The organism is Bradyrhizobium sp. BRP23 (assembly GCF_020194135.1).
GTDB lineage: Bacteria > Pseudomonadota > Alphaproteobacteria > Rhizobiales > Xanthobacteraceae > Bradyrhizobium > Bradyrhizobium yuanmingense.
The window spans coordinates 325,246-345,813 of record NZ_JADYVW010000002.1 but is presented as its reverse complement, the minus strand read 5'-3'; the positions used below and the strand labels follow the sequence as shown (position 1 = coordinate 345,813).

The window sequence follows — 20,568 nt, the reverse complement described above, 5'->3', positions numbered from 1 at the left end:
GAGCTGACGATGCTGCTCGGCAGGAAGAAGATCATTGTCGTCCTGACCAAGCTCATGGTCTCGGCCGGCATCATCGTTCTGATCGCACGCGACTTGGATCTTTCGTCACTCAAGGCCGACCTTCTCGCTGTTAAATTGCACCTCCTGGCGATAGCGATCTTGCTGTTATTCGCGCAGACGCTCGTACTGTGCAACCGCTGGATCCTGGTCCTCCGCGCGATCGGCGTATCTCTGAAGTGGCTGGCTGGGTGGCGCATCCTCATTGCCAGCGCCTGGTTTAATCAGGTATTGCCCTCCGGTGGTGAAGCCATCCGCATATGGATGTTGCGGCGGCATGGAATACAGTGGCCGCAAACCCTTAGCAGCATTATCGCAGATCGGTTCATCGGCCTCCTGGCCCTCGGCTTCCTCATTCTGGCAGGAACGCCCTTCTTGATCTCGCGCATCCACGATAATGTCTTGCTGTTCGCCGTCTTGGGTATTCTCGCTGGCGCATACTTCGGCGCAATTGCCCTAACAATGCTGAATCGTTTGCCGGCCCGAGTGACTGCAGTTCTTCCAGAAAGGCTCTTGCAATTTGCGGCACTTCTCGAGGCTCCGCTACTCGCGCGAGCAGGACGTACAGCATTATTCGGGTCGGCTATTGTTGTTCATCTTCTGACCGTTTCAGCTTGTTATGCCCTCGCGATTGGATTGGACGCCGGGCTGTCCGCATTTGATGCACTCATCCTCGTTCCGCTGGTAATTATGGCGGCCGCTGTCCCGCTATCCATCGGAGGGTGGGGCATTCGCGAGGGAGCGATGGTCGGAGCGCTCGGTCTCGTTGGTATTGCACCCGACAAGGCGCTCGCAATATCGATCTTGTTGGGGCTCGGCAATCTCATCGTGGGCGTCGTCGGAGGAGCTGTGTGGCTGCTTGCACCAGAGCGTGCGACTGACAGTCCTGATGCCACTGCGCCGCTGCGACAACCGTAATTACGCGGTCCATCGCACTGAACTGCAGCCGAACGCCCTGGGTGCTTCTGCTCGAACGCGCCCGCGTTACTGCACAGCACTGTTCCGGCCCGGTTGGTGCAGGGAAAGGGCAACTTAGGAATTGTCGCGCAGGCGGAGCCAATATATAGGCTGTTGTCCAGCGTCATTCCTGCGAAGAGCCGAAGCCGTGACCGACCATTGCCGCCTTTGCCATTCGACCAACCTGCGTCCGGTCATCGACCTCGGATTGATGCCGATTGCGCATCGCCTTCGGCATAGCCGAAACGAGCAGGAGGAACGCTATCCGTTCGAGGTGCTGGCGTGCGGCGAGTGCGGCCTGCCGCAGATTGTCAAGCCGATCGATCCAGACATCCTGTATCGCCAGTTCAACTACAATTTCAGCAGCTGGAAGCCGGAGCCGCACCAGGTCGACGAGCTCGACACCATCGCGGAATTTTCGAAGCATCAGTCCGTGTTCGAGATCGGATGCAACGACGGCCTGTTCATGGACAGGCTGCGCGAGCGCGGCGCGAAGGTCCTGGTGGGCGTGGAGCCCAACCCGGTGTCGGGCAAGATCGCCCGCGAGCGCGGCATCAAGGTCTATTCCGACATGATCAGCCCGGCGCTGTGTCACGACGCGGTCGCCCAGGCCGGCAAGTTCGACCTCGTCGTCTCGCGTCAGGTGCTGGAGCACATCGTCGATTTCGAGAACTTCTTCGACTGCGTGAAGATCGCGCTCAGCGACGAAGGGCTGCTGTTCATCGACGTGCCCGACTTTGATCCCGGTTCAACGGCGGGCGACCTCTCCGTCCTGTGGGAGGAGCACGTCAGCTACTTCACCGAGCCGACCCTGCTCGCGCTCTTGGCTCGGCACGGCTTCGAGACGGTGTCGGTGAAGAAATACAACTTCAGCGGCGGCAGCCTCGCGGTCGCCGCTCGTCGTGCAACCCGTGACGTGACGCCGCCGCCTGCGCCCTCCGGCGTCGGTGAGAAATTCGGCCAGCGCGCAAGGGAGTACGGCGCGCGCCTGCGGCCGATCCTCGCCAAGGCCCGTGCGAACGGCGCCGAGATCGCGATCTACGGCGCGGGCTGCCGCGCCTGCACCTTCACCAACGCGCATGAGCTGGCGGATCTCGTCGACCTGTCGGTCGACGACCAGAGGGAGCGTCAGGGCCTGTTCCTGCCCGGCACCGGCATACCGATCCGTTCGCCGGACGAGCTCGCAGGCAAGTCGGAGCCGCTCGTCTGCCTTCTCGCCGTGAACCAGGAAAACGAAGCCAAGGTCAGCAGCCGGCTGCGCGAGAACGTGAAGCGGCCGCTGCACATCGTTTCGATTTTCGCGCCCTCCGACATCTGGAGCGAGCTCGACCGGCTCGAGGCGGCCTTGGGTTAGGGACGCGGCATGGCTGACGAGAAGCTCTTCAATTACTACGAACGTCAGGACGTCCTACCGACGTTCGGGAATTTCAAATCGGCCGCCGAACTCGATGCATATGCCAGCCAGCGGCGCGAGCTGTTTTCAGACAAGCTCGTGCTGCCGCCGCGGCTGTTCCGCGATGCGGAGGTGCTCGAATTCGGTCCTGATTCCGGTGAGAACGCGCTGGTGTTTGCCGGCTGGGGCGCAAACATGACGCTCGCCGAACCGAACCGGCATGCGCATCCGAAAATTGAGGCCTATTTCGCGCATTTTGGCCTGACCGAGCGCCTGCGCGAACTCGCGTTGGCCGATGTCGAGGGATTTCGCAGCGAGCGCCGCTACGACATCATCGATGCCGAAGGTTTCATTTACACCGTGCAGCCGACCGAAAATTGGCTCGGCGTCTTCGACCGGCTGCTCCATCCGGACGGTTTCGCCGTCGTATCCTATTACGAGCGCTATGGCGGCTTCTTCGAGCTCGCGCTCAAGGCAATCCATGCCGCCGGCAAGGCTTTGTCGGGCCGTCCCGCACTCGCAACCGCGAAGACGCTTTTCGACGCGAAATGGAACAGCATTCCGCACACCCGCAGCTTCGAATCCTGGCTGATGGACGTGCTCGAGAACCCGTTCGTCCGGCATCGGTACTTCCTCGACGCAGCCGCCTTGTGCACGGCAGCGCATGAGCAGGGATTCGACATCCATTCGGCGTGGCCAGCCTATCGCGACAGCCTGGACGTTTACTGGCACAAGAAGGTTCTCTCCGCCGACGAGAAGCTGCGGCGTGCGGCGCGCCATCTCGACCGCAGCCGCCTCAGCTTCCTCGGCGGACGCAAGCTCTACCTGGTCGGCAAGGCCGATGCCGTGGCGGTGATTTCGGCATCGATCGAAACGCTGGTTCTCGACGTCGACGCGATGATCGACGCCCCCTTCGGCGAGAGCCTGCCGCGCGTGATCGCGAGCCTTGCGTCCTTACGCGAGGCGATCCGAACGACGGACATTCTCGCGGACGATGCTTCCGACATCGAAACCATCGTTGCGACGCTCGACAGTTTCCACCGCATCTTTGGCGCAATCGGGCGACGCGATGCGCCCGCGGTCACGGCCCTGACCCAGACAGATCCGGCGTTCATCAGCACCTGGGGACAGCCGGCGCATTTCCTCGTCATCCGGAAGCGGTTCAAGGGATCATAGCCAGTGAGGCCAGGCATTGGCATCATCGGAACCGGGATGGTCGGCCAGATGTGCCACCTCGCCAATTTCGTCGCCAATCCCGCCTGCCGCGTCGTCGCCATCGCCGATCTCCGGCCGGATCTCGCTGCCGCTGCAGCGCAGAAGTTCGGTGTCTCGCGGGTCTATGGCACGCATCGGGAGCTGCTTGCGGACAGCGAGGTCTCCGCCGTGGTCGTCGTGACGAAGCGGCGCGCGACCGGGCCAATCGTCCTTGACGCGCTGAACAGCGGCCGCCACGTGCTGTCGGAAAAACCGATGGCCTATACGACGGCTCAGGCGAATTTGCTGGTCGAAGCGGCGCGGCAGGAAAACCTCGTCTACAGCATCGGCTACATGAAGCGTCACGATGCCGGTGTGGCGCGCGCGTTCGAGGTGCTGACGCGCTTGCGCAACGACCGATCGCTCGGAGACGTGGTCCGTGCCAAGGGCTGGTGTTTCGGCGGCGACACCGGCCGGTCGCGCGACAATTTCGTCATGACCTGCGAAACGCGGCCGGACGGGATCGAGCTCTGGCAGGACGGTCCCGACTGGATGCCGAGCGCGATGCGGGCTGGCTACGACAACTTTCTGAACGTCTTCAGCCATATCATCAACCTGGCGCGCTACTTGCTCGGATCATCGCCAACGGTCGCCGACAGCTCCGTCGAAACTTCGGGAGCCGCGCGCATCACCCTCGACTTCGACGGCATCGCTTGTACGCTGGATCTCGTGAACGGGTCCGAGGGAGCCTGGCGCGAGGGACTGACGATCGATTTCGAGCGCGGCGCCCTTACCATCGAATTGCCAGCGCCCTTCGCCGAAGAGGAGGCACGGGTCATCCTCGATCATCAAGACGAGACCACGCAGCTCGTGCATGCAACCAGCTGGGCATTTCGGCGCCAGGCCGCTGCCTTTGTCTCCGATGTTACCGAACGACGGATGCCCCTCGCGTCTGGCCAAGACTCGGTGACCGACATCGCGCTTGCAGAAGCGATCTGGAAGCGGCGCGCTAGCGGCCAGGCGAGACATCTTCGCTGGCGCCGTTGAGCGGCAAGATTCCAGCGATCGGGCCGACCGTGATCTTGACCTCCGCGAGTTGAGCCAGAAACTCTGCAACGTCACAGCGCGCCAGCAACCGACATGCGTAGTACTTTCGCACCAATGCCCGGTCCGACGCAGCTCCAGAGCCCGCCTTCAACAAGATCGTCGCCTGCGGTCCCGACGGATCGAAATGACGGAATGCAGTTCCCGGAGCAACCCGCTTCCACTCCATTTCCTGGAGGATGTCGGGCCGCTCGGCACGCAAGGCAAACCCAAAGAAGGGCTGATTGCCCCAGGCGAGCCGGAGCATACCGGTGACTTCGGCCAGGCCGAACGGCACGTCCCGTGACCGATAGTCGAAGAATCGGTCGTCGAGCGCGTAGACCGTCGCCGTGGGCTGGATCCGGTCGGCGAGGCTGCGCGTCAGAGCCTCCTGCTTCAGCGTTCTCGCCTGCATGAAGACGTAGTCATTCCACAGCATTCCGATCCATAGGATCGAGCCCAATCCGAACAACATCGCAACGGCGGCGGTCGGGCCGATCCAACGTTCGGCCTGACGCTTGAACGCGAGAAGCGCCAGCCCCGCCGGCACGCCAAACAGCAGCAGGTGACGGCTTTCGTAGAAATGCTTGGACGAGGGACGCAGGCCGGCAATCAGATAGGGCGAGGACAACGCGAGGAACAAACCAACGGCGAGGATGAGCGGCAAGGCGGTCGCCCGTCTGAGTGCAGTTGCCTCTGTGCCGGGACGAGGTAGCAGCAATGCGACGCCGACGAGCACCGCAGCCAGGACAAAGGGAGCCGGGACCTGGATTGCCGCCCTGATCGCGTGGCCCACGACGTCCCTGTAGCCGGCGTCGAAGAACGCCTTCCATCCGCTCGCCAGCTCCCCGAGGGTCGGCAAATGGGCGCCATAATGCTGCGCGTACAAACCGATGCGCTTGAACCAGATACCAAGCGTGCCCGCATAAACAAGAGGAAGGGCAATCAATTCCGGATAGCCCAAAGCACAGCGCCAGGCTGCGAGCCATGCACGACGAACGAAGCCATGCGCAACGGCTCCGCTCCGCCATGTTGCAACGAACAGTCCGAGCATGACACAGGCATAGAGCACAACCGTCGAGTTGAGCGCGAAGCTGAGCACGAATAGGCATGCACAGGCCACGCGAAGCAACACACGCCGCCAGCCCTGCGCGCTGAAGGCGAGCGTCAGCAGCCATGCGCCGACGAACAGGAGTCCGAAGCTGAAGACATAGACCGCGTTCGCCTTGCCGGCCCAAAGCTGATAACCGGGATAGGTCCAGACGATCAGAGCGAAGCCGACCGCTTCGGCGCGGTCGAGCAGATCGAGCCGTATCGCTGTCAGCATCAGACACACCGCGCCGAAGACGATTCCGGCCAGTGCCAGCGATACCATCACAACGACTGGGGCGCCGGTCCAGTTCGCGAACGTGTCGTAGCTGTAGAAGATCGGATGGCCGGCGCCATTCAACAGGAAATCGATGTCGATGAAATAGTCCGGACGCGGCTTGAGCACCAGCCAGTCGTCCATGAACAGGCCGTCATTGAGAAGCATCGGCGCATGCGCGACAAGCAGCACGACGATCAGGATGGCTATGGCGCGCAGCGACGGGGACAAGCTCGGAGGGGAAAGAGAGGACATCGTCGGCGAGGATTCGCACGCCCACGCGGCGACCGCAAGGCCGGGGCGCCAGGGCTCCCTTGACCGCAAAAATGCGACCTCCTATAGACTGCCACTCTGGCTGGGCCTTCAGAGGCGTCCGGGACGGTTTTCCACAATGAACATGCTACCGGGCCCGGCGCAAGCCGCTGCGATTGGTCTCAGCCTCGCATTTCCATTGCTTTTGCTGCTTTACGCGCGCATCGCCGCCACCGGCGGAGCCGGCCGTCGCTTCCGGCTGGGCAGCGTCAGCGTCGTCATCCTTTACGCCGTCGCCTGTATCGCCCTTCCAGGTCAGCGCCACGTCGGCGATGTGCTTGGCGGTCTCTTCCTGCTCGGGACCGCAATGATGCTCTGCTACATCCTGTTCAGCCTGCTGGCCTGGGGCTTCACGCTGACGCTGCTCACCGCACTCGTTCAGGCTGGACATCCTCTCACCCTGGAGCAATGGGCGAGAGCCTACATGCAAGGTGGAGATCTCGGCACCTTCACGCACAACCGCCTGAAGCTCCTGATCGGGGCCGGGATGGTCATCACGGCGGACGGCCGGCTTGCCCCCACCTCCAAGGGGGTTGCGGTAGCGCATCTCGTCAAGCTCGTTCGTCTGTCGACAGGCCTTGGGTGAGTCGATGTCCTTTGCTGTCGGACTTGCCGCCGTCGCCGTGTTCGCCCTGCTGGCGCCTGCCCTGCAATTCATGGCCCGCGCACGCGCTTGGCCGCTCGGACCCGTGACCCTGCTGGCGATTGCCACGGTTGTCTCGCACGGTCTCGGGGTGATGCTCGGAATTCTCTTCGTCCCGCAGCTTCAGTACTGGGACGCCGCATCGATTTTCGGATTTTGCGTCATGGCTTACGTGTTCGCCTTTGGCGCCGTGTATAAATCGGTTTCGCTGGGCATCCTGCTCAGTCTCGTCGATCGCCCCGATCGCAGGGCACCGCTATCGGAGATCGCTGACGGGCAGGTTCCAGATCTGTTCCGCGGACGAATTGGGAACTTGGTCGATGGCGGCCTGGTGGAACGGTCCGATTCGCACTTCACGGCGACGGCGGCGGGCCGGAATATGGCAGGCCACGTCGGACGGCTGCGCCGCGCCTTCGGCATTGGCGACACCAGCCTCTATGATTTTTCCGACTAGTTGCGCGGAACACACACATCATAGGTTTCGCGCCGGTCTTGTGGGCATACCGGCGAGCCGCATTGTTCGCCCGGTTCAGATGACCTAGACTTGCATGGGGTCACCGGGACAAAGTGGCCCCGCCAACGGGCGCATACAATGACACCTTCCAGGGCGGCAAAAAGGCTTACGATCGTCATTCCTGCATTGAACGAGCAGGACAAGATCGCCGACACGATCGACGGCGTGCTGCCGCTCGCCCGCGACCTGCTCGACGATTTCGAGATCTTCCTGATCGACGACGGCAGCACCGATGCCACTGGCGCGATCATGGACGAGTTCGCAGCCGGCGAGCCGCGCATCATCGTGCATCACAATGCCGAACCGCGGGGTGTCGGTGCCGGCTTCGAATTTGCGCTGTCGCGCGCGAAATTCGATGCCATCACGCTCATCCCCGGCGATCACGCCTTCCAGAACGAGGGTGTTGCCCGGATGTTCAAAGCGGCGGGCGCCGCCGACCTCGTCATCACCTATCGCGACAACCAGTCGGACCGCTCCGTCAACCGCTCGCTGCAGTCGCATTCGCTTCGGTTCATCCTGAACTGCCTGTTCGGCTTCTGGCTGTCCGACTATCACAGCATGATCGTCTATCCCGTGAAATGGCTGCGCCAGATCGCGGTCAAGGCCGACGGCTACGGCTACCAGATCTGTGCGCTGATCTCCCTGCTCCAGCTCGGCCTCACCTACGTCCAGGTTCCGGTGAGCCTGAACGCGGAGCTGAAGGGCTCGTCGCGCGCGCTGCGGCTGCGCACCTATCTCGAGCTCGGCGGGACCATCCTTTCCCTGCTGCGCCGCGTTCCCATCCGGAACGTCAACCTCAGGCAGATTCCCGCCGACGCGGAACGGACCCCGGCGCGCTAGGCCTCGCCGGACCACGACACGGCACCTCCAGCACAGCGGCTGCGAGAGCACGGGCGCGCGCGGGACGCCCTCCCGCCGCAATCTAGTCTAAGTGATTGATTTGGCTGGCAGGAGTGGCAGGGCTCGAACCTGCGACCCCCGGTTTTGGAGACCGGTGCTCTACCAATTGAGCTACACTCCTACGAACCCGCGTCGCCGCGGATCAGGGGCGCTTTCAAGCACAGAGAGCGGCCGGTTTGCAAGGGTGAACCGCGCCGGCTTCGCTTGTTTGTGCCGGGGGTTCTGGGCCACAGTCCATCGGCCATAACGAAAAACAATCGGGAGTGCCCATGACCGCTACAGCGACCGCCTCTGCCGCCCCGCAGGCCGCAAACGCGCCCCACACCCCAGCTTTGCCGGAAGCGCGCCCAGAGACGCTCGGGCTGTCGCGGCCGCGGCTCCAGGCCATGTCGGACGCCTTCAAGCGCGAAATCGACAAGGGAACCGTTCCCGGGGTCACCGTGCTGGTGGCGAGGCGCGGCCAAATCGGCTGGTTCGAGGCGCTCGGCAAGCAGAGCCCGGCAGGCGCGGCGCCGATGGCGCGCGATTCGATCTTCCGCATCTTCTCGATGACCAAGCCGATCGTCTCGGTCGGCATCATGGCGCTGGCCGAGGACGGACAGCTCCTGCTCAGCGATGCCGTCGCAAAGTTCATACCGGAGTTCGCGAGCCAGCAGGTCGGCGCCGTCAAGGACGGCCGGTTGGAGCTGGTACCGCCGGCGCGGCCCATGACCGTGCAGGACCTGCTCCGCCACACCTCCGGCCTCACCTACGAGCACCAGGGCGACGGCCCCGTGCACAAGCTCTACCAGGAGTCCCGCGTCCGCAGCCGCAAGATCACCAACGCCGAACATGCCGCGCTGGTGGCGAGCTTCCCGCTGGTCTGCCAGCCCGGCGCGGAGTTCAACTACAGCCGCTCCACCGACATCCTTGGCCGCATCATCGAAGTCGTCAGCGGCAAATCGCTCGGCGCGTTCCTCACCGAGCGCGTGCTTGCGCCGCTCCAGATGGCCGAAACCGGCTTCTCGACAAGCCAGGCCAATGCCGGCCGCCTTGCCGAGCCTTTCGCGGCCGACCCGTGGACCGGCGACAAGGTCGCCCTGTTCAACATGCTCGAGCAGCCCGTGATGGAGTCCGGCGGCGGCGGCCTGGTCTCGACCACGATGGATTACGCCCGCTTCTGCCTCATGCTGCGCAATGGCGGCACGCTCGACGGCAACAGGATCATCGGCCGCAAGACCCTGGAGCTGATGGCCTCCGATCACCTCGGGCCAGGCGTGCCGACCAACGGCACGCTGCTATCGCCGGGTCATGGCTTCGGCCTCGGCTTTGCCGTGCGCCGCGAGGCCGGCATCGCGCCCTTCCCAGGCAGCGTCGGCCAGTATTTCTGGAGCGGCATTGCCGGCACGTTCTTCTGGATCGATCCGAAGGAGGATCTGTTCGCAGTGTTCATGAGCCAGGGGCCGGGACAGCGCGACCACACGCGGACCCTGGTGCGAGATCTGGTTTACGCGGCGGTGGAGTGAGGCCCTGCGCTTACGCGCGACGCCGTATCATCATCCGCACTGTCATGCCCCGCGAAGGCGGGGCATCCAGTACGCCGCGGCGGTCATTCGTCCACACAACTGCGGCTGCGGGGTACTGGATCGTCCGCCTTCGCGGGCGATGACCGCTGTGTATGGGTGGACTACGTGCCCTTCCCTTCCGACAAACGCATCAACTGATCGTCGCGCCGCCGTCGATCACCATGGTCTGGCCGGTCATGAAGTCGCCGGCCTTCGAGCCCAGGAACACGGCCGCGCCGGCGATCTCGTCGGGGATGCCGATGCGCAACAGCGGCGAGCGCGAGGTCGAGGCTTTCAGGTTCTCCGGATTGTCCCACAGCGCCCTGGCGAAATCGGTCTTGATCAGGCCCGGCGCGATGCAGTTCACGCGAATGTTGTGCTGGCCGTATTCGCAGGCGAGATTGCGCGCGAGCTGCATGTCGGCGGCCTTCGAGATGGCATAGGCACCGAGGATGGTCGAGCCCTTGAGGCCGCCGATCGAGGAGACGATGATGATCGAGCCGTCCTTGCGCTCGATCATCTGCGGCACCACCATCGAGATCAGCCAATTGTTGGCGACGATGTTGTTGTCGAGGATCTTCCTGAACTGATCGTCGGAGATGCCGGCGAGCGGGCCGTAATACGGATTCGACGCCGCGTTGCAGACCAGCACGTCGATCTTGCCGAAGGCGCGGTTGCTCTCGTCGACGAGGTTTTGCAGATTCTCTTTCGAGGAGATGTTCGCGGCGACCGCGACCGCGGTGCCCTTGCCGAATCTGTCGTTGATGCCTTTCGCCACCTGCTCGCACACGTCGGCCTTGCGCGAGGAGATCACCACCTTGGCGCCGTGCTCGGCCATGCGCTCGGCGATCGCAAGCCCGATGCCGCGCGTCGAGCCCGTGATGACGGCGACTTTCCCCTTCATGTCGAACAAGGTCATGTTTCTCTCCCAGATTTGATTCTCGTATTCAGTATCAGGCCAGCTTCTTGACTTCCGGTCCCGCCGGCTGATGCATCGCCGCGTGCGCGGGATCGGCGATCCAAGGCTGCTGATTGACCATCGGCAGCCGCCAGACCGTGCGATCGGGACTCGCAAAATAATCCAGCCGCGTCACCGAGCAATTGTCGATGTCGAACGACAGCCCGCGTTCCGGCTGCCCGCCGAGCGCGAACCCCACTGCCGCCCTGATAGTGCCGCCATGCGCGACTGCGATGATGTCCTTCCCGGCCGCCTCGGCGTTGATCCGCTCGATGGTGCGGCGCGTGCGGTTGTACAGGTCCATGAAGCTTTCACCGCCGGGCGCGGGCTCGTTGATGTCGGCGAACCAGCTCGCACCGACGGGGCGGCTGGCAATGAACTGGGCGCGGTTCATGCCCTGCCAGCGGCCGAGGTTCTGCTCGGCGAGATCCGCCTCCCATTTCAGCGCTGCCGGCCTTGGAAAACCCGCAGCCCAGATCGCCTCGGCAGTTTGATGGGTGCGCATCAGATTGCTCGAATACCAGACCGCCTGGCGTGGCAGCACCTTGGCAACAGCGTTGAACACGTAGGTATCGCTGGTATCGCAGGCGATGTCGCTCTGCCCGTAGATGTTGCCGCCGTCGTTGCGCACCGGCGCGTGACGGACCCACCACCACCGCGTGATGACCACGTTCGGCTTGTCTGCACCTGCCATCGAAACCCTTCCATCCCGTCTATTGTCGCTGTACGTGAGTAGTGAACGTGTCTCAAGACACTTTGCCGTTTGAAATCTTGTTTGAAATTCCGTCGCGCGGCAAGCGTCGTGCACGAGCAAAAGGGAGAAACGCATGGGTCGCCTGCAAGGCAAATCCGTCATCATCACCGGCGCCGGCAGCGGCATCGGCCGCGCGGCTGCGCTGCTGTTCACCAAGGAGGGCGGCAAGTTGATCGCGGTCGATCGCACCGAGGCGGTGAAGGAGACGGTCGAGGAGATCAAGAAGGCCGGCGGCGTCGCGGAAGCGATGGTTGCGGATGCCGGCTCCGAACAAGACGTCATCGCTGTGATCGACAAGGCGGTGAAGACGCACGGCCGGCTCGACGTGATCTGGGCCAATGCCGGCGTCTCCGGCGGACTCGTTCCGCTCGCCGAGCAGACCGTCGAGCATTGGCAGGAAATCCTGCGCGTCAACCTGATCGGGCCGTTCCTCGCGGTGAAGTACGCAATGCCGCACATGGTCAAGCAGCAGTCCGGCGCAATCGTGCTGACCGCCTCTGTCGCCGGCCTCAAGGCCGGCGCGAGCGGGCATCCCTATGCCGCGAGCAAGGCCGGCGTGATCAGCCTGGTGCAGACCACGGCGTATTCGCTCACCGGCACCGGCGTGCGCATCAATGCGGTCTGCCCCGGCCTGATCGAAACAGGCATGACCAAGCCGATCTTCGACCGCGCCAAGGAGCGCGGCACCCAAGACAAGATCGGCCAGCTCAACCCGCTCAAGCGGCCGGGACAGCCGCACGAGCTCGCGGCGATGGGACTGTTCCTGGCGAGCGACGAGGCTTCGTATGTGAACGGCCAGGCGTTCCCGGTCGACGGCGGCTTGACGGCATCAATGCCGTATACGGGCAAGCCGGTTTAGTTCGCAGGTCGTGTCCCGGACGCGACGCAGCGCGCAAGCGGTGCGGCGCAGAGCCGGGACCCAGCAGGCTACGTCGCTCGCTGCTGCACGGGCCCCGGCTCTGCAGCGCATCGTCGAACCGGACGATGCTTCGCATCGCCGAGACGCTGCGCAGCGTCCGGGCCACGAGACGTGAGTTTCAGGTACACAGCTGCCTCAACCCGTCATTGCGAGCGCAGCGAAGCAATCCAGAATCCCTCCGCGGAAAGACTATGGATTGCTTCGCTGCGCTCGCAATGACGGTCGTGTGGTGGGCAGCATCCGGGCTGCGGGACTGTGTTGATTTGCTCGACCGGGGCTCACGTTGGTATGGTTCCTGCAGGCAACTCAGCCTCCATTCCCTGACAAGACCGAGACAATGCCAAGCTCAAGACCCGACCGTATCCGAAAACTCCTCGCCGACCTCGTCTCGTTCGACACCGTCAGCGACCGCACCAACCTGCCCCTGATTGCCCATATCGAGGGCTATCTCGCCGCGTTCGGCCTCAAGGGTGAGCGCATCGTCGACGAGACCGGCGAGAAGGCTTCGCTCTGGGTCACGATCGGGCCGGAGGATCGGCCGGGCTTCGTGCTGTCGGGCCATACCGATGTGGTCCCTGTCGTGGGCCAGGACTGGAGCCATGATCCGTTCAAGCTGGTGGAGCGTGACGGCAAGCTGTACGGCCGCGGCACCACGGACATGAAGGGCTATGTGGCGGTGTGCCTCGCCATGGTGCCGGAGATGGTGGAGGCGAGACTCAAGACGCCGATTCATCTGGCGATCTCCTATGACGAGGAGATCGGCTGCGTCGGCGTGCGGCCGATGCTGCACGAGGTCGCGAAGAAGAGGGTCCGGCCGCTCGGCGCATTCATCGGCGAGCCCACCCAGATGCAGGTCATCATCGGCCACAAGGGCAAGCACGGCGTGCGCGCCACATTCCACGGGCTTGCACGTCATTCCTCGATCGCGCCCGACGGCGTCAATGCGATCGAATATGCCGCCGAGCTGATCGTCGAGATCCGCCGCCGCGCAGTGGCGCTGGCGGCCGTGCGGTTGACGGACAGCCTCTACGACGTCCCGCATTCGACGCTGCTCACCAGCATCGTGCACGGCGGCGCAGCGCTGAACATCGTGCCTGATACCTGCACCGTGGATTTCGAATGCCGCGGCATCGGGATCACCGAGTCCAAGGAGTTGACCGATGCGATCGTCGCCTGGGCCAAGGCCGAGATTGAGCCGGCGATGAAGGCGAGACATCCCGATTGCGGCATCGATTTCGAGGAGATCCTCGACTATCCCGCGCTCGACACCGCCGCCGACGCCGCCATCGTCACGCTGGCCAAGAGCCTCGCAGGACGCAACGACCACGCCAAGGTCGCGTTCGGCACCGAGGCGAGCTTGTTCGCCGACATCGCCGACATTCCCTCCGTGGTGATCGGCCCGGGCTCGATCGCACAAGCGCATACGCCCGATGAGTTCGTGGAGATGGCGGAGCTGGAGAAATGCGCGGGGTTCCTGGAAAGGCTGATCGCGCATTGTGCGAAGGGGTAGCTCGTCGTCATTGCGAGGAGCGAAGCGACGAAGCAATCCAGACTGTCACCACAGAGAGGTTCTGGATTGCTTCGCTGCGCTCGCAATGACGGGCGTGTAGGAACCTCCTGCCCGGATATCGCTGTACTCATCCGCTGCGGGCTCACCGCTCCTGCAGGGCCAGCCGCACGCCGACAGCGCAGTAGATGGTCCCGACCACCTTGCCCTGCCACTTCACCACCGCCGGATGGCGGCGCAGCAGGTTGCCGAGACGACCCGCGCCGACGGCGAACACGACAGTGCTGACGAGACCGAGCAGCACGAAGACGACACCGAGAATGGCAAGCTGAAGTGCAGGCGCACCGTGCTCCGGCTTCACGAATTGTGGCAGGAACGCCAGGAAGAACAGTGCGGTCTTGGGATTGAGCACCTCGGTCAACACGGCCTCGCGAAAGGCACGGCCCGCGCCGATCGGAGGGGCGCCGCCGTTCAGCGCGATCGGCGCCTTGTCCAGCATGGCCCGAATGCCGAGATAGATCAGGAAGCCAGCGCCGGCATATTTGACGATACTGAACAGCAGCGCCGAGGTCGCGATGATCGCCGAGAGTCCGACAATCGCCATCCCCGTATGTACCAGGTCTCCACCGGCGATTCCCGCACCCGTGGCGATGCCGACCTTCGTTCCCGAGCTTGCCGCCCGCGCCATCGTGAGCAGCGTCGCTGGTCCCGGGATGAAGACGAAACCGAGCACGATGAGGACGTAGGTGATGAGGGTAGTGTGGTCGATCATGCGCGGGTCTCCCGGGGCGGATTGGGCAAAGGGATACAAGGACTCGGTCGCTGCGAAAGGCACTTGCGCGGTGTGAATTGCGAGTCTTGGATTCCGCCTCCTCGTCATTGCGAGCGCAGCGAAGCAATCCAGGGGGCCACCGCGGAAAGAATCTGGATTGCTTCGCTGCGCTCGCAATGACGGCGCGTGTGGAGCAGCGCCTTACCAAAACAAAAAAGGGCGCGGCCATCAGCCGCGCCTTTGTTCTTCCTACACCGCCCCCGCCTTCTGCGCGTATTCCCAGGAAGCCTTCGACAGCGGCACGGTGCGCTTGGCGGATTCGAGCGCCTTGGCGTTGGCGGCAGTGCCGTCGCGGACGCGGCCGGCGATGCCCTGGGTGATGCCGGCGAGACGGAACAAATTGTAGGCGAAGTACCAGTTGAGATCGGGCACCGTCATCTCTGTGACGTTGCAATAGATCTGCGCGGCCTCTTCGAGGCTCGGGATATTGAGCGCCTTGAGGTCGGCACCGTCGAGGCCCGGCATGATCCATTGCATCAAGAGATAGGTGAAATCGGCCATGGGATCGCCGAGCGTCGACAGCTCCCAGTCCAGCACCGCCTGCACGCGCGGTTCCGTCGCGTGGAAAATCATGTTGTCGAGGCGATAGTCGCCATGGACGATGGAGACGCGCGCCTGCTCGGGCACCGTTTTCGGCAGCCATTCGGCGACCTTCTCGAATTCGGGAATGTGCTGGGTCTCGGAGGCCCGATATTGCTTGGTCCAGCGATCGATCTGGCGGGCAAAGTAGTTGCCAGGCTTGCCGAAGTCGCCGAGCCCGATGGTAACAGGGTCGAACATATGCAGCTTGGCCAGCGTCTCGATCTTGCTGGTGAAGATCTTGCGCCGCGCTTCCGGCTCCTGGCTCGGCAGCGTCGGATCCCAGAACACGCGGCCCTCCTCCATCGACATGATGTAGAAGGCCGCGCCGATGACGCCGTCGTCCTGGCACAGCGCATAGGCGCGCGCGACCGGAAAGCCCTGCTTGCCAAGCGCCGCGATGACGCGATACTCGCGGTCGACTGCATGCGCCGAGGGCAGCAGCTTGCCGAACGGCTTGCGGCGCATCACGTAGGAGCGGTTCGGTGTGTTGAGGCGATAGGTCGGGTTGGACTGCCCGCCCTTGAACTGCAGCACCACAAGCGGGCCTTCGAAGCCTTCGACGTGCTCGCGCATCCAGGCCTCGAGCCGCATCTCGTCGAAGCGATGCCGCTCCTCGACCGGCTTGGTGCCCGAAAACTCCTCGTCTTTCCTGACGCCGTCAGCCACGGTCACGCTCCCTCTTCAGTCCGAACATGATCCTAATCGGTAACCGCTGACGCACTTGCGTCAAGCGGTTACCGCAATTGGATCATGTCCCGTCGTTTCTTCAAGTCGGGAGCGCCGCAGGGCTCCCCCGCTTAGTGATTGGGAGAGTTTGCATACTTCCGAAGTTCGAGCCTGGCAATGGCGCGATTGTGCACCTCGTCCGGGCCGTCGGCGAGCCGCAGCGTGCGGATGTGGGCGTAGTCCTTGGCAAGGCCAGCCTCGTCCGACACACCGCCGCCGCCGAACGCCTGGATCGCCTCGTCGATGATCTTCAGCGCCATGTTGGGCGCAGCGACCTTGATCATGGCGATCTCGGCCTGCGCGGTCTTGTTGCCGACCTTGTCCATCATGTCGGCGGCCTTGAGACACAGAAGTCGCGTCATCTCGATGTTGGTGCGCGCCTCGCCGATGCGCTGCTCCCACACGCTGTGCTCGACGATCTTCTTGCCGAACGCGGTGCGCGAGGCGAGCCGCTTCACCATCTTCTCCAGCGCCTCCTCGGCTTTGCCGATGGTGCGCATGCAGTGATGGATACGGCCCGGACCGAGGCGGCCCTGCGCGATCTCGAAGCCGCGGCCTTCGCCGAGCAGGATGTTCTCCTTCGGCACCCGCACGTTCTCGAGCAGCACCTGGGCATGGCCGTGCGGCGCGTCGTCGAAGCCGAACACCGGCAGCATCTTCTCGACCTTGATGCCTGGCGTGTCGAGCGGAACCAGGATCTGCGACTGCTGCTGGTGCTTGGCCGCCTTGAAATCGGTCTTGCCCATCAGGATCGCGATCTTGCAGCGGGGATCGCCGACGCCGGACGACCACCATTTGCGGCCGTTGATGACGTAATGGTCGCCGTCGCGCTCGATGCGGGTCTCGATGTTGGTGGCGTCGGACGAGGCCACTGCCGGCTCCGTCATCAGGAAGGCGGAGCGGATCTCACCGTCCATCAGCGGCCGCAGCCATTTCCGCTTCTGCTCCTTGGTGCCGTAGCGGATGAACACTTCCATGTTGCCGGTGTCGGGCGCGGAACAATTGAACACTTCCGAGGCCCAGGTGATGCGGCCCATTTCTTCCGACAAAAGCGCGTATTCGAGATTGGTCAGTCCCGCGCCGCGGAATTCATCGTCCTCATGCTCGGACGGCGGCATGAACATGTTCCAGAGGCCTTCGGCCTTCGCCTTCTTCTTGAGGTCCTCGAGAACAGGGATCACCTTCCAGCGGTCGCCGCTCTTGTCCTGCTGATCGTAGATCGGCACCGCCGGGCGCACGTGCTTGGCCATGAAGGACCGCACGCGGTCGAGCCATTCCTTTTGCTTGGGCGACATATCGAAGTCCATGCGACGCTCCTCTCTCTCACTGGTCCTTTTGCGCCGGACTGTCCTCCCGCTTTGCGCGGCCCGCAAGCGCGAATGCGCGTCCTTGCGGACCTGTCGAAACCCGGCTGCAGTTGCGAACGAGTCCCGATTGCGGATTGACTTTTCCCGGCCTTCAAACGATCGTTTCATACAACTGTTTGAATTGCAACTCCCCTCCCCGAGGGCATCCATGGCCAGCGATCATACGAGGTCTGCCATTCTCGCCGCCGCCGAGCGGCTCTATGCCGATCGCGGCTTCGGCGACGTGACGCTGCGCGACATCGTCGCGGAGGCGGGCGTCAACCTCGCCGCGGTGAACTATCATTTCGGCTCAAAGGACGAGCTGATCGCGGAACTATTCGTCACACGCTCGATCGCCACCAACCGCGAGCGCCTGCACGAGTTGAAGGCGGCGGAGGAGCAAGGCGGCGGCCGCGCGCCGATCGAGGTCATCCTGCGCGCGTTGGTCGGGCCGACCTTGCGCGGCTGCCTGGGGCCGGAGAACCAACGCTCGACCGCGGCGCGCTTCATGATCCGCGCCTCGATCGAATCCGTGCCGCCGATCCGGCGCATCAAAAACCGCGAAATCGACCATTTGCGCAAATTCGTCGGCGCGATGCGGCGGTCCCTGCCCGACCGCAGTGACGTCGATATCTATTGGGGCCTCAACTTCGCGCTCGCCATGGCGCATCACACCATCCGTGAGAGCGAGCGGCTGACCAAGCTTTCGGAGGGCAAATGCGACCTCGACGACGTCGAGGATGTGGTCACGCGCGTCGTCAGCGTGGCGACGATGGCGCTGACGGCGGGACGGATGGAGCCGAAGGTCTCTTCAAAGGTGGCGGCGCGTTAGCGCGGATGGGCGTTGACGGTACGGAGCTGGAAGCTGCATTCGCGGTGCGCTCCCTCGCCCCGTTCTTACGGGGCCGCGACGAGCTTTGCTCGCGCTGAGAGGGGTTGGGGTGAGGGGCCTCTCTCCACACGTGCGGTCTTCGGGAGACCTGTACCCCCTCACCCGGATCGCACCGGACGATGCTTTCGCATCGCCGAGGCGATCCGACCTCTCCCCGCAAGCGGGGAGAGGTGAAGTCAGCGCCATTCACCTCACAACAGGCGATGCAGTCGATCTGGTCGAAGAATGATTGGTGGGCGGGACTACGCCCGCTGCGGCATCTCCTCGGCCTCTTCCTTGGCGAGAAGCAGCAGCATCTCGATGCCCATCTCGCCTTCCTGCGGTGAGCGGATGAACTTGATCTCGTCAGCGCTCTGCCGCAGCGCGGCAATGATGGCGACGGCCTGATTGGCGGTGGCCGCCTCGGTCGCCAGAATGGCCTTCTGGTCCTTGGCCTGGAACCCGATCGTGTAGGACATTCACTTCCCTCCCCGACTTCAAGTGGAGAGATCGAATCAGAGTCGGAGGCAAAGCGGAAGCCTGTGCGACTACGGACCGGGATTAGCTGGGGATTGCGGGCAAGCTTCACGCAAGCCCCGGCATGGCGCCCCGATTTTTCTCGCCGTTTCCACAAGCGCGGCCCTCTTCCCTTCTCCCCTTGTGGGAGAAGGTGGCGCGAAGCGCCGGATGAGGGGTTCTCTCGACGAACTCGACTGCAGCTTTGCACGCGGAGAGAACCCCTCACCCGTCTCGCCGCTTTGCGGCGAGCCACCCTCTCCCACAAGGGGAGAGGGAAAGCCGGCGCCGCTTCGTCGAATCTAGATGATGCCCTGCTGCTTCAGCTGCTCGATCTTGCCGGCACCATAGCCGAGCTTGCCGCCGAGGACCTCCTGGGTGTGTTCGCCCAGAAGCGGCGGGGCGCGGTAGTCCTTGATCGGGGTCTCCGAGAGCGTCAGCGCGTTGCGGACCAGCGACAGATCGGGCTCGAAGGGATGGTTGACCTTCACGCGCATGCCGCGCGACTGGACGTGCGGATCGGAAAACACCTGCTCGAAATCGTTGATCGGCCCCGAGGGCACGCCGGCCTCCTCCAGCTTCTCCAGCCAGTAGGCCACCTTTTGCTTCAGGAACAGGCCGGCGAAGATCGCCATGATCTCCTTGCCGTGCACGACGCGGTCGTTGTTCTTGACGAAGCGCGGATCGCTTGCGAGCTCGGGCGCGCCGAGCACGGCGCAGGTGCGCTGAAACTGGCCGTCATTGCCGACCACGACCATCAGCTCGCCGTCGGTGCAGCGGAACACGCCGGCCGGCATGCCGCCATTGCCCCAGGTGCCGCGACGCGGCGGGATCTTGCCGTTGACGAGGTAGATCTGCAGCCAGTGCGACAGCGATGCGATCACGGTGTCGAACAGGCAGACGTCGATGTGCTGTCCCTGCCCGTCATTGGCGTCGCGATGATAGAGCGCCGAGAGAATTCCGATCGAGGCGTTCATGCCGGTCATGTAGTCGACGATCGACGGGCCGACCTTCATCGGGCCCTCGCCGGGCTCGCCGTCGATATGGCCGGTGACGCTCATCAGCCCGCCCATCGCCTGCAGGATGGCGTCGTAGCCGGCGCGCGGCGCGTAAGGTCCGGTCTGGCCGAAGCCGGTCACCGAGCAATAGATGATGCCGGGGTTGATCGCCTTGATGGTCTCGTAGTCGAGGCCATAGCGCTTGAGATCGCCGACCTTGTAGTTCTCCATGAAGACGTCGGCGTCCTTGGCGAGCTCGCGGACGATCGCCTGCCCTTCGGGCTTGGCGATGTTGACGGTGACCGACTTCTTGTTGCGGTTGGCGCAGAGATAGAACGAATTGTTGTTGTTGGCCTTGCCTTCGGGGTCGGCCAGGTAGGGCGGGCCGAAAGCGCGCGCGTCGTCGCCGGTGCCCGGCCGCTCGATCTTGATCACCTCCGCGCCGAGATCGCCCAGCATCTGGGCCGACAGCGGCCCGGCCAGCACGCGGGTGAGGTCAAGGATCTTGATGCCTGAGAGCGGCAGGGCCGACATGTCGATTTCCTCCGGGGAACTAACCTTGGCGCGGCGGCGGATCGCGAGGCCACGCTCCCTGC

At 63.7% G+C, this 20,568-nt stretch carries 19 protein-coding genes and 1 tRNA gene; 11 read left to right on the top strand and 9 right to left on the bottom strand.

Features of this window, described 5'->3' with window-relative positions; all coding sequences use genetic code 11:
• The first annotated feature begins 9 nt into the window (after window positions 1-9).
• The 4 genes from I6F24_RS06010 to I6F24_RS05995 all read left to right on the top strand — a co-directional run bounded on the left by I6F24_RS06010 (window position 10) and on the right by I6F24_RS05995 (window position 4,648).
• Window positions 10-975, top strand: coding sequence for a lysylphosphatidylglycerol synthase transmembrane domain-containing protein (locus I6F24_RS06010; RefSeq protein ID WP_036027644.1), 966 nt, complete (start codon window positions 10-12; stop codon window positions 973-975).
• A 187-nt stretch (window positions 976-1,162) separates the two neighbouring features.
• A complete protein-coding gene (locus tag I6F24_RS06005) occupies window positions 1,163-2,368 on the top strand; it encodes a class I SAM-dependent methyltransferase (RefSeq protein ID WP_036027646.1) in 1,206 nt (401 codons plus the stop codon).
• 9 nt (window positions 2,369-2,377) lie between these two features.
• The gene (locus I6F24_RS06000; protein WP_036027647.1) at window positions 2,378-3,583 is read left to right on the top strand and encodes a class I SAM-dependent methyltransferase; all 1,206 of its coding nucleotides are present in this window, start codon (window positions 2,378-2,380) and stop codon (window positions 3,581-3,583) included.
• A gap of 3 nt (window positions 3,584-3,586) precedes the next feature.
• Window positions 3,587-4,648 (top strand): Gfo/Idh/MocA family oxidoreductase, encoded by a 1,062-nt coding sequence (locus I6F24_RS05995; RefSeq protein WP_036027649.1) that lies wholly within the window; start codon window positions 3,587-3,589, stop codon window positions 4,646-4,648.
• On the opposite strand, the gene I6F24_RS05990 is transcribed toward I6F24_RS05995, so the two are convergent.
• Entirely contained in the window at window positions 4,611-6,305 is a 1,695-nt protein-coding gene (locus tag I6F24_RS05990) for a hypothetical protein (protein ID WP_036027651.1), read from the bottom strand. The genes I6F24_RS05995 and I6F24_RS05990 overlap by 38 nt on opposite strands.
• A 136-nt stretch (window positions 6,306-6,441) precedes the next feature.
• On the opposite strand from I6F24_RS05990, the gene I6F24_RS05985 reads away from it, so the two are divergent.
• From I6F24_RS05985 to I6F24_RS05975, 3 genes are all read left to right on the top strand, one after another.
• Window positions 6,442-6,948, top strand: coding sequence for a hypothetical protein (locus I6F24_RS05985; protein ID WP_036027653.1), 507 nt, complete (start codon window positions 6,442-6,444; stop codon window positions 6,946-6,948).
• A gap of 4 nt (window positions 6,949-6,952) precedes the next feature.
• Entirely contained in the window at window positions 6,953-7,459 is a 507-nt protein-coding gene (locus I6F24_RS05980) for a hypothetical protein (protein ID WP_036027654.1), read from the top strand.
• Window positions 7,460-7,597: 138 nt separating this feature from the next.
• A complete protein-coding gene (locus I6F24_RS05975) occupies window positions 7,598-8,359 on the top strand; it encodes a glycosyltransferase family 2 protein (RefSeq protein WP_036027656.1) in 762 nt (253 codons plus the stop codon).
• Window positions 8,360-8,464: 105 nt separating this feature from the next.
• Here I6F24_RS05975 and I6F24_RS05970 read toward each other — a convergent pair.
• Window positions 8,465-8,540, bottom strand: a tRNA-Trp gene (locus I6F24_RS05970).
• 148 nt (window positions 8,541-8,688) lie between these two features.
• Here I6F24_RS05970 and I6F24_RS05965 point away from each other — a divergent pair.
• A complete protein-coding gene (locus I6F24_RS05965) occupies window positions 8,689-9,924 on the top strand; it encodes a serine hydrolase domain-containing protein (RefSeq protein ID WP_225151395.1) in 1,236 nt (411 codons plus the stop codon).
• A 190-nt stretch (window positions 9,925-10,114) separates the two neighbouring features.
• Here I6F24_RS05965 and I6F24_RS05960 read toward each other — a convergent pair whose 3' ends face one another.
• Window positions 10,115-10,882, bottom strand: coding sequence for an SDR family oxidoreductase (locus I6F24_RS05960; protein ID WP_225151393.1), 768 nt, complete (start codon window positions 10,880-10,882; stop codon window positions 10,115-10,117).
• A 34-nt stretch (window positions 10,883-10,916) separates the two neighbouring features.
• Window positions 10,917-11,615 (bottom strand): histidine phosphatase family protein, encoded by a 699-nt coding sequence (locus tag I6F24_RS05955; RefSeq protein ID WP_057029612.1) that lies wholly within the window; start codon window positions 11,613-11,615, stop codon window positions 10,917-10,919.
• A 133-nt stretch (window positions 11,616-11,748) separates the two neighbouring features.
• Here I6F24_RS05955 and I6F24_RS05950 point away from each other — a divergent pair, with 133 nt between their 5' ends.
• Together I6F24_RS05950 and argE are read left to right on the top strand one after the other, a co-directional pair.
• Window positions 11,749-12,534: an SDR family oxidoreductase gene (locus I6F24_RS05950; RefSeq protein ID WP_109143341.1), complete on the top strand. Its 786-nt coding sequence runs from the start codon at window positions 11,749-11,751 to the stop codon at window positions 12,532-12,534.
• A gap of 397 nt (window positions 12,535-12,931) precedes the next feature.
• Window positions 12,932-14,104, top strand: coding sequence for an acetylornithine deacetylase (argE, locus tag I6F24_RS05945; protein ID WP_225151391.1), 1,173 nt, complete (start codon window positions 12,932-12,934; stop codon window positions 14,102-14,104).
• A gap of 142 nt (window positions 14,105-14,246) precedes the next feature.
• Here the strand turns inward: argE and I6F24_RS05940 are convergent, their stop codons facing one another.
• The 3 genes from I6F24_RS05940 to I6F24_RS05930 all read right to left on the bottom strand — a co-directional run bounded on the left by I6F24_RS05940 (window position 14,247) and on the right by I6F24_RS05930 (window position 17,548).
• Window positions 14,247-14,873: a LysE family translocator gene (locus I6F24_RS05940; RefSeq protein ID WP_225151389.1), complete on the bottom strand. Its 627-nt coding sequence runs from the start codon at window positions 14,871-14,873 to the stop codon at window positions 14,247-14,249.
• Between the two features lie 249 nt (window positions 14,874-15,122).
• The gene (locus tag I6F24_RS05935) at window positions 15,123-16,181 is read right to left on the bottom strand and encodes a phosphotransferase family protein (RefSeq protein WP_036010960.1); all 1,059 of its coding nucleotides are present in this window, start codon (window positions 16,179-16,181) and stop codon (window positions 15,123-15,125) included.
• A 131-nt stretch (window positions 16,182-16,312) separates the two neighbouring features.
• Entirely contained in the window at window positions 16,313-17,548 is a 1,236-nt protein-coding gene (locus tag I6F24_RS05930; protein WP_036027669.1) for an acyl-CoA dehydrogenase family protein, read from the bottom strand.
• Between the two features lie 208 nt (window positions 17,549-17,756).
• Between I6F24_RS05930 and I6F24_RS05925 the strand changes: the two genes are divergently transcribed.
• Window positions 17,757-18,419 (top strand): TetR/AcrR family transcriptional regulator, encoded by a 663-nt coding sequence (locus I6F24_RS05925; RefSeq protein ID WP_036027671.1) that lies wholly within the window; start codon window positions 17,757-17,759, stop codon window positions 18,417-18,419.
• A gap of 302 nt (window positions 18,420-18,721) precedes the next feature.
• Here the strand turns inward: I6F24_RS05925 and I6F24_RS05920 are convergent, their stop codons facing one another.
• On the bottom strand, window positions 18,722-18,937 hold the full coding sequence (locus I6F24_RS05920) for a hypothetical protein (protein WP_036010888.1): 216 nt from the start codon (window positions 18,935-18,937) through the stop codon (window positions 18,722-18,724).
• Between the two features lie 339 nt (window positions 18,938-19,276).
• Window positions 19,277-20,506, bottom strand: coding sequence for a CaiB/BaiF CoA-transferase family protein (locus tag I6F24_RS05915; protein ID WP_225151387.1), 1,230 nt, complete (start codon window positions 20,504-20,506; stop codon window positions 19,277-19,279).
• Window positions 20,507-20,568 lie beyond the last annotated feature (62 nt).

Coding starts and splice junctions, on each gene's coding strand:
- I6F24_RS05930 (WP_036027669.1), bottom strand. CDS start 17,548: ATGGACTTCGATATGTCGCCCAAGCAAAAGGAATGGCTCGACCGCGTG.
- I6F24_RS05915 (WP_225151387.1), bottom strand. CDS start 20,506: ATGTCGGCCCTGCCGCTCTCAGGCATCAAGATCCTTGACCTCACCCGC.
- I6F24_RS05965 (WP_225151395.1), top strand. CDS start 8,689: ATGACCGCTACAGCGACCGCCTCTGCCGCCCCGCAGGCCGCAAACGCG.
- I6F24_RS05940 (WP_225151389.1), bottom strand. CDS start 14,873: ATGATCGACCACACTACCCTCATCACCTACGTCCTCATCGTGCTCGGT.
- I6F24_RS06010 (WP_036027644.1), top strand. CDS start 10: ATGCTGCTCGGCAGGAAGAAGATCATTGTCGTCCTGACCAAGCTCATG.
- I6F24_RS06000 (WP_036027647.1), top strand. CDS start 2,378: ATGGCTGACGAGAAGCTCTTCAATTACTACGAACGTCAGGACGTCCTA.
- I6F24_RS05985 (WP_036027653.1), top strand. CDS start 6,442: ATGAACATGCTACCGGGCCCGGCGCAAGCCGCTGCGATTGGTCTCAGC.
- I6F24_RS05980 (WP_036027654.1), top strand. CDS start 6,953: ATGTCCTTTGCTGTCGGACTTGCCGCCGTCGCCGTGTTCGCCCTGCTG.
- I6F24_RS05955 (WP_057029612.1), bottom strand. CDS start 11,615: ATGGCAGGTGCAGACAAGCCGAACGTGGTCATCACGCGGTGGTGGTGG.
- I6F24_RS05975 (WP_036027656.1), top strand. CDS start 7,598: ATGACACCTTCCAGGGCGGCAAAAAGGCTTACGATCGTCATTCCTGCA.
- I6F24_RS05960 (WP_225151393.1), bottom strand. CDS start 10,882: ATGACCTTGTTCGACATGAAGGGGAAAGTCGCCGTCATCACGGGCTCG.
- I6F24_RS05950 (WP_109143341.1), top strand. CDS start 11,749: ATGGGTCGCCTGCAAGGCAAATCCGTCATCATCACCGGCGCCGGCAGC.
- argE (WP_225151391.1), top strand. CDS start 12,932: ATGCCAAGCTCAAGACCCGACCGTATCCGAAAACTCCTCGCCGACCTC.
- I6F24_RS05990 (WP_036027651.1), bottom strand. CDS start 6,305: ATGTCCTCTCTTTCCCCTCCGAGCTTGTCCCCGTCGCTGCGCGCCATA.
- I6F24_RS05920 (WP_036010888.1), bottom strand. CDS start 18,937: ATGTCCTACACGATCGGGTTCCAGGCCAAGGACCAGAAGGCCATTCTG.
- I6F24_RS05925 (WP_036027671.1), top strand. CDS start 17,757: ATGGCCAGCGATCATACGAGGTCTGCCATTCTCGCCGCCGCCGAGCGG.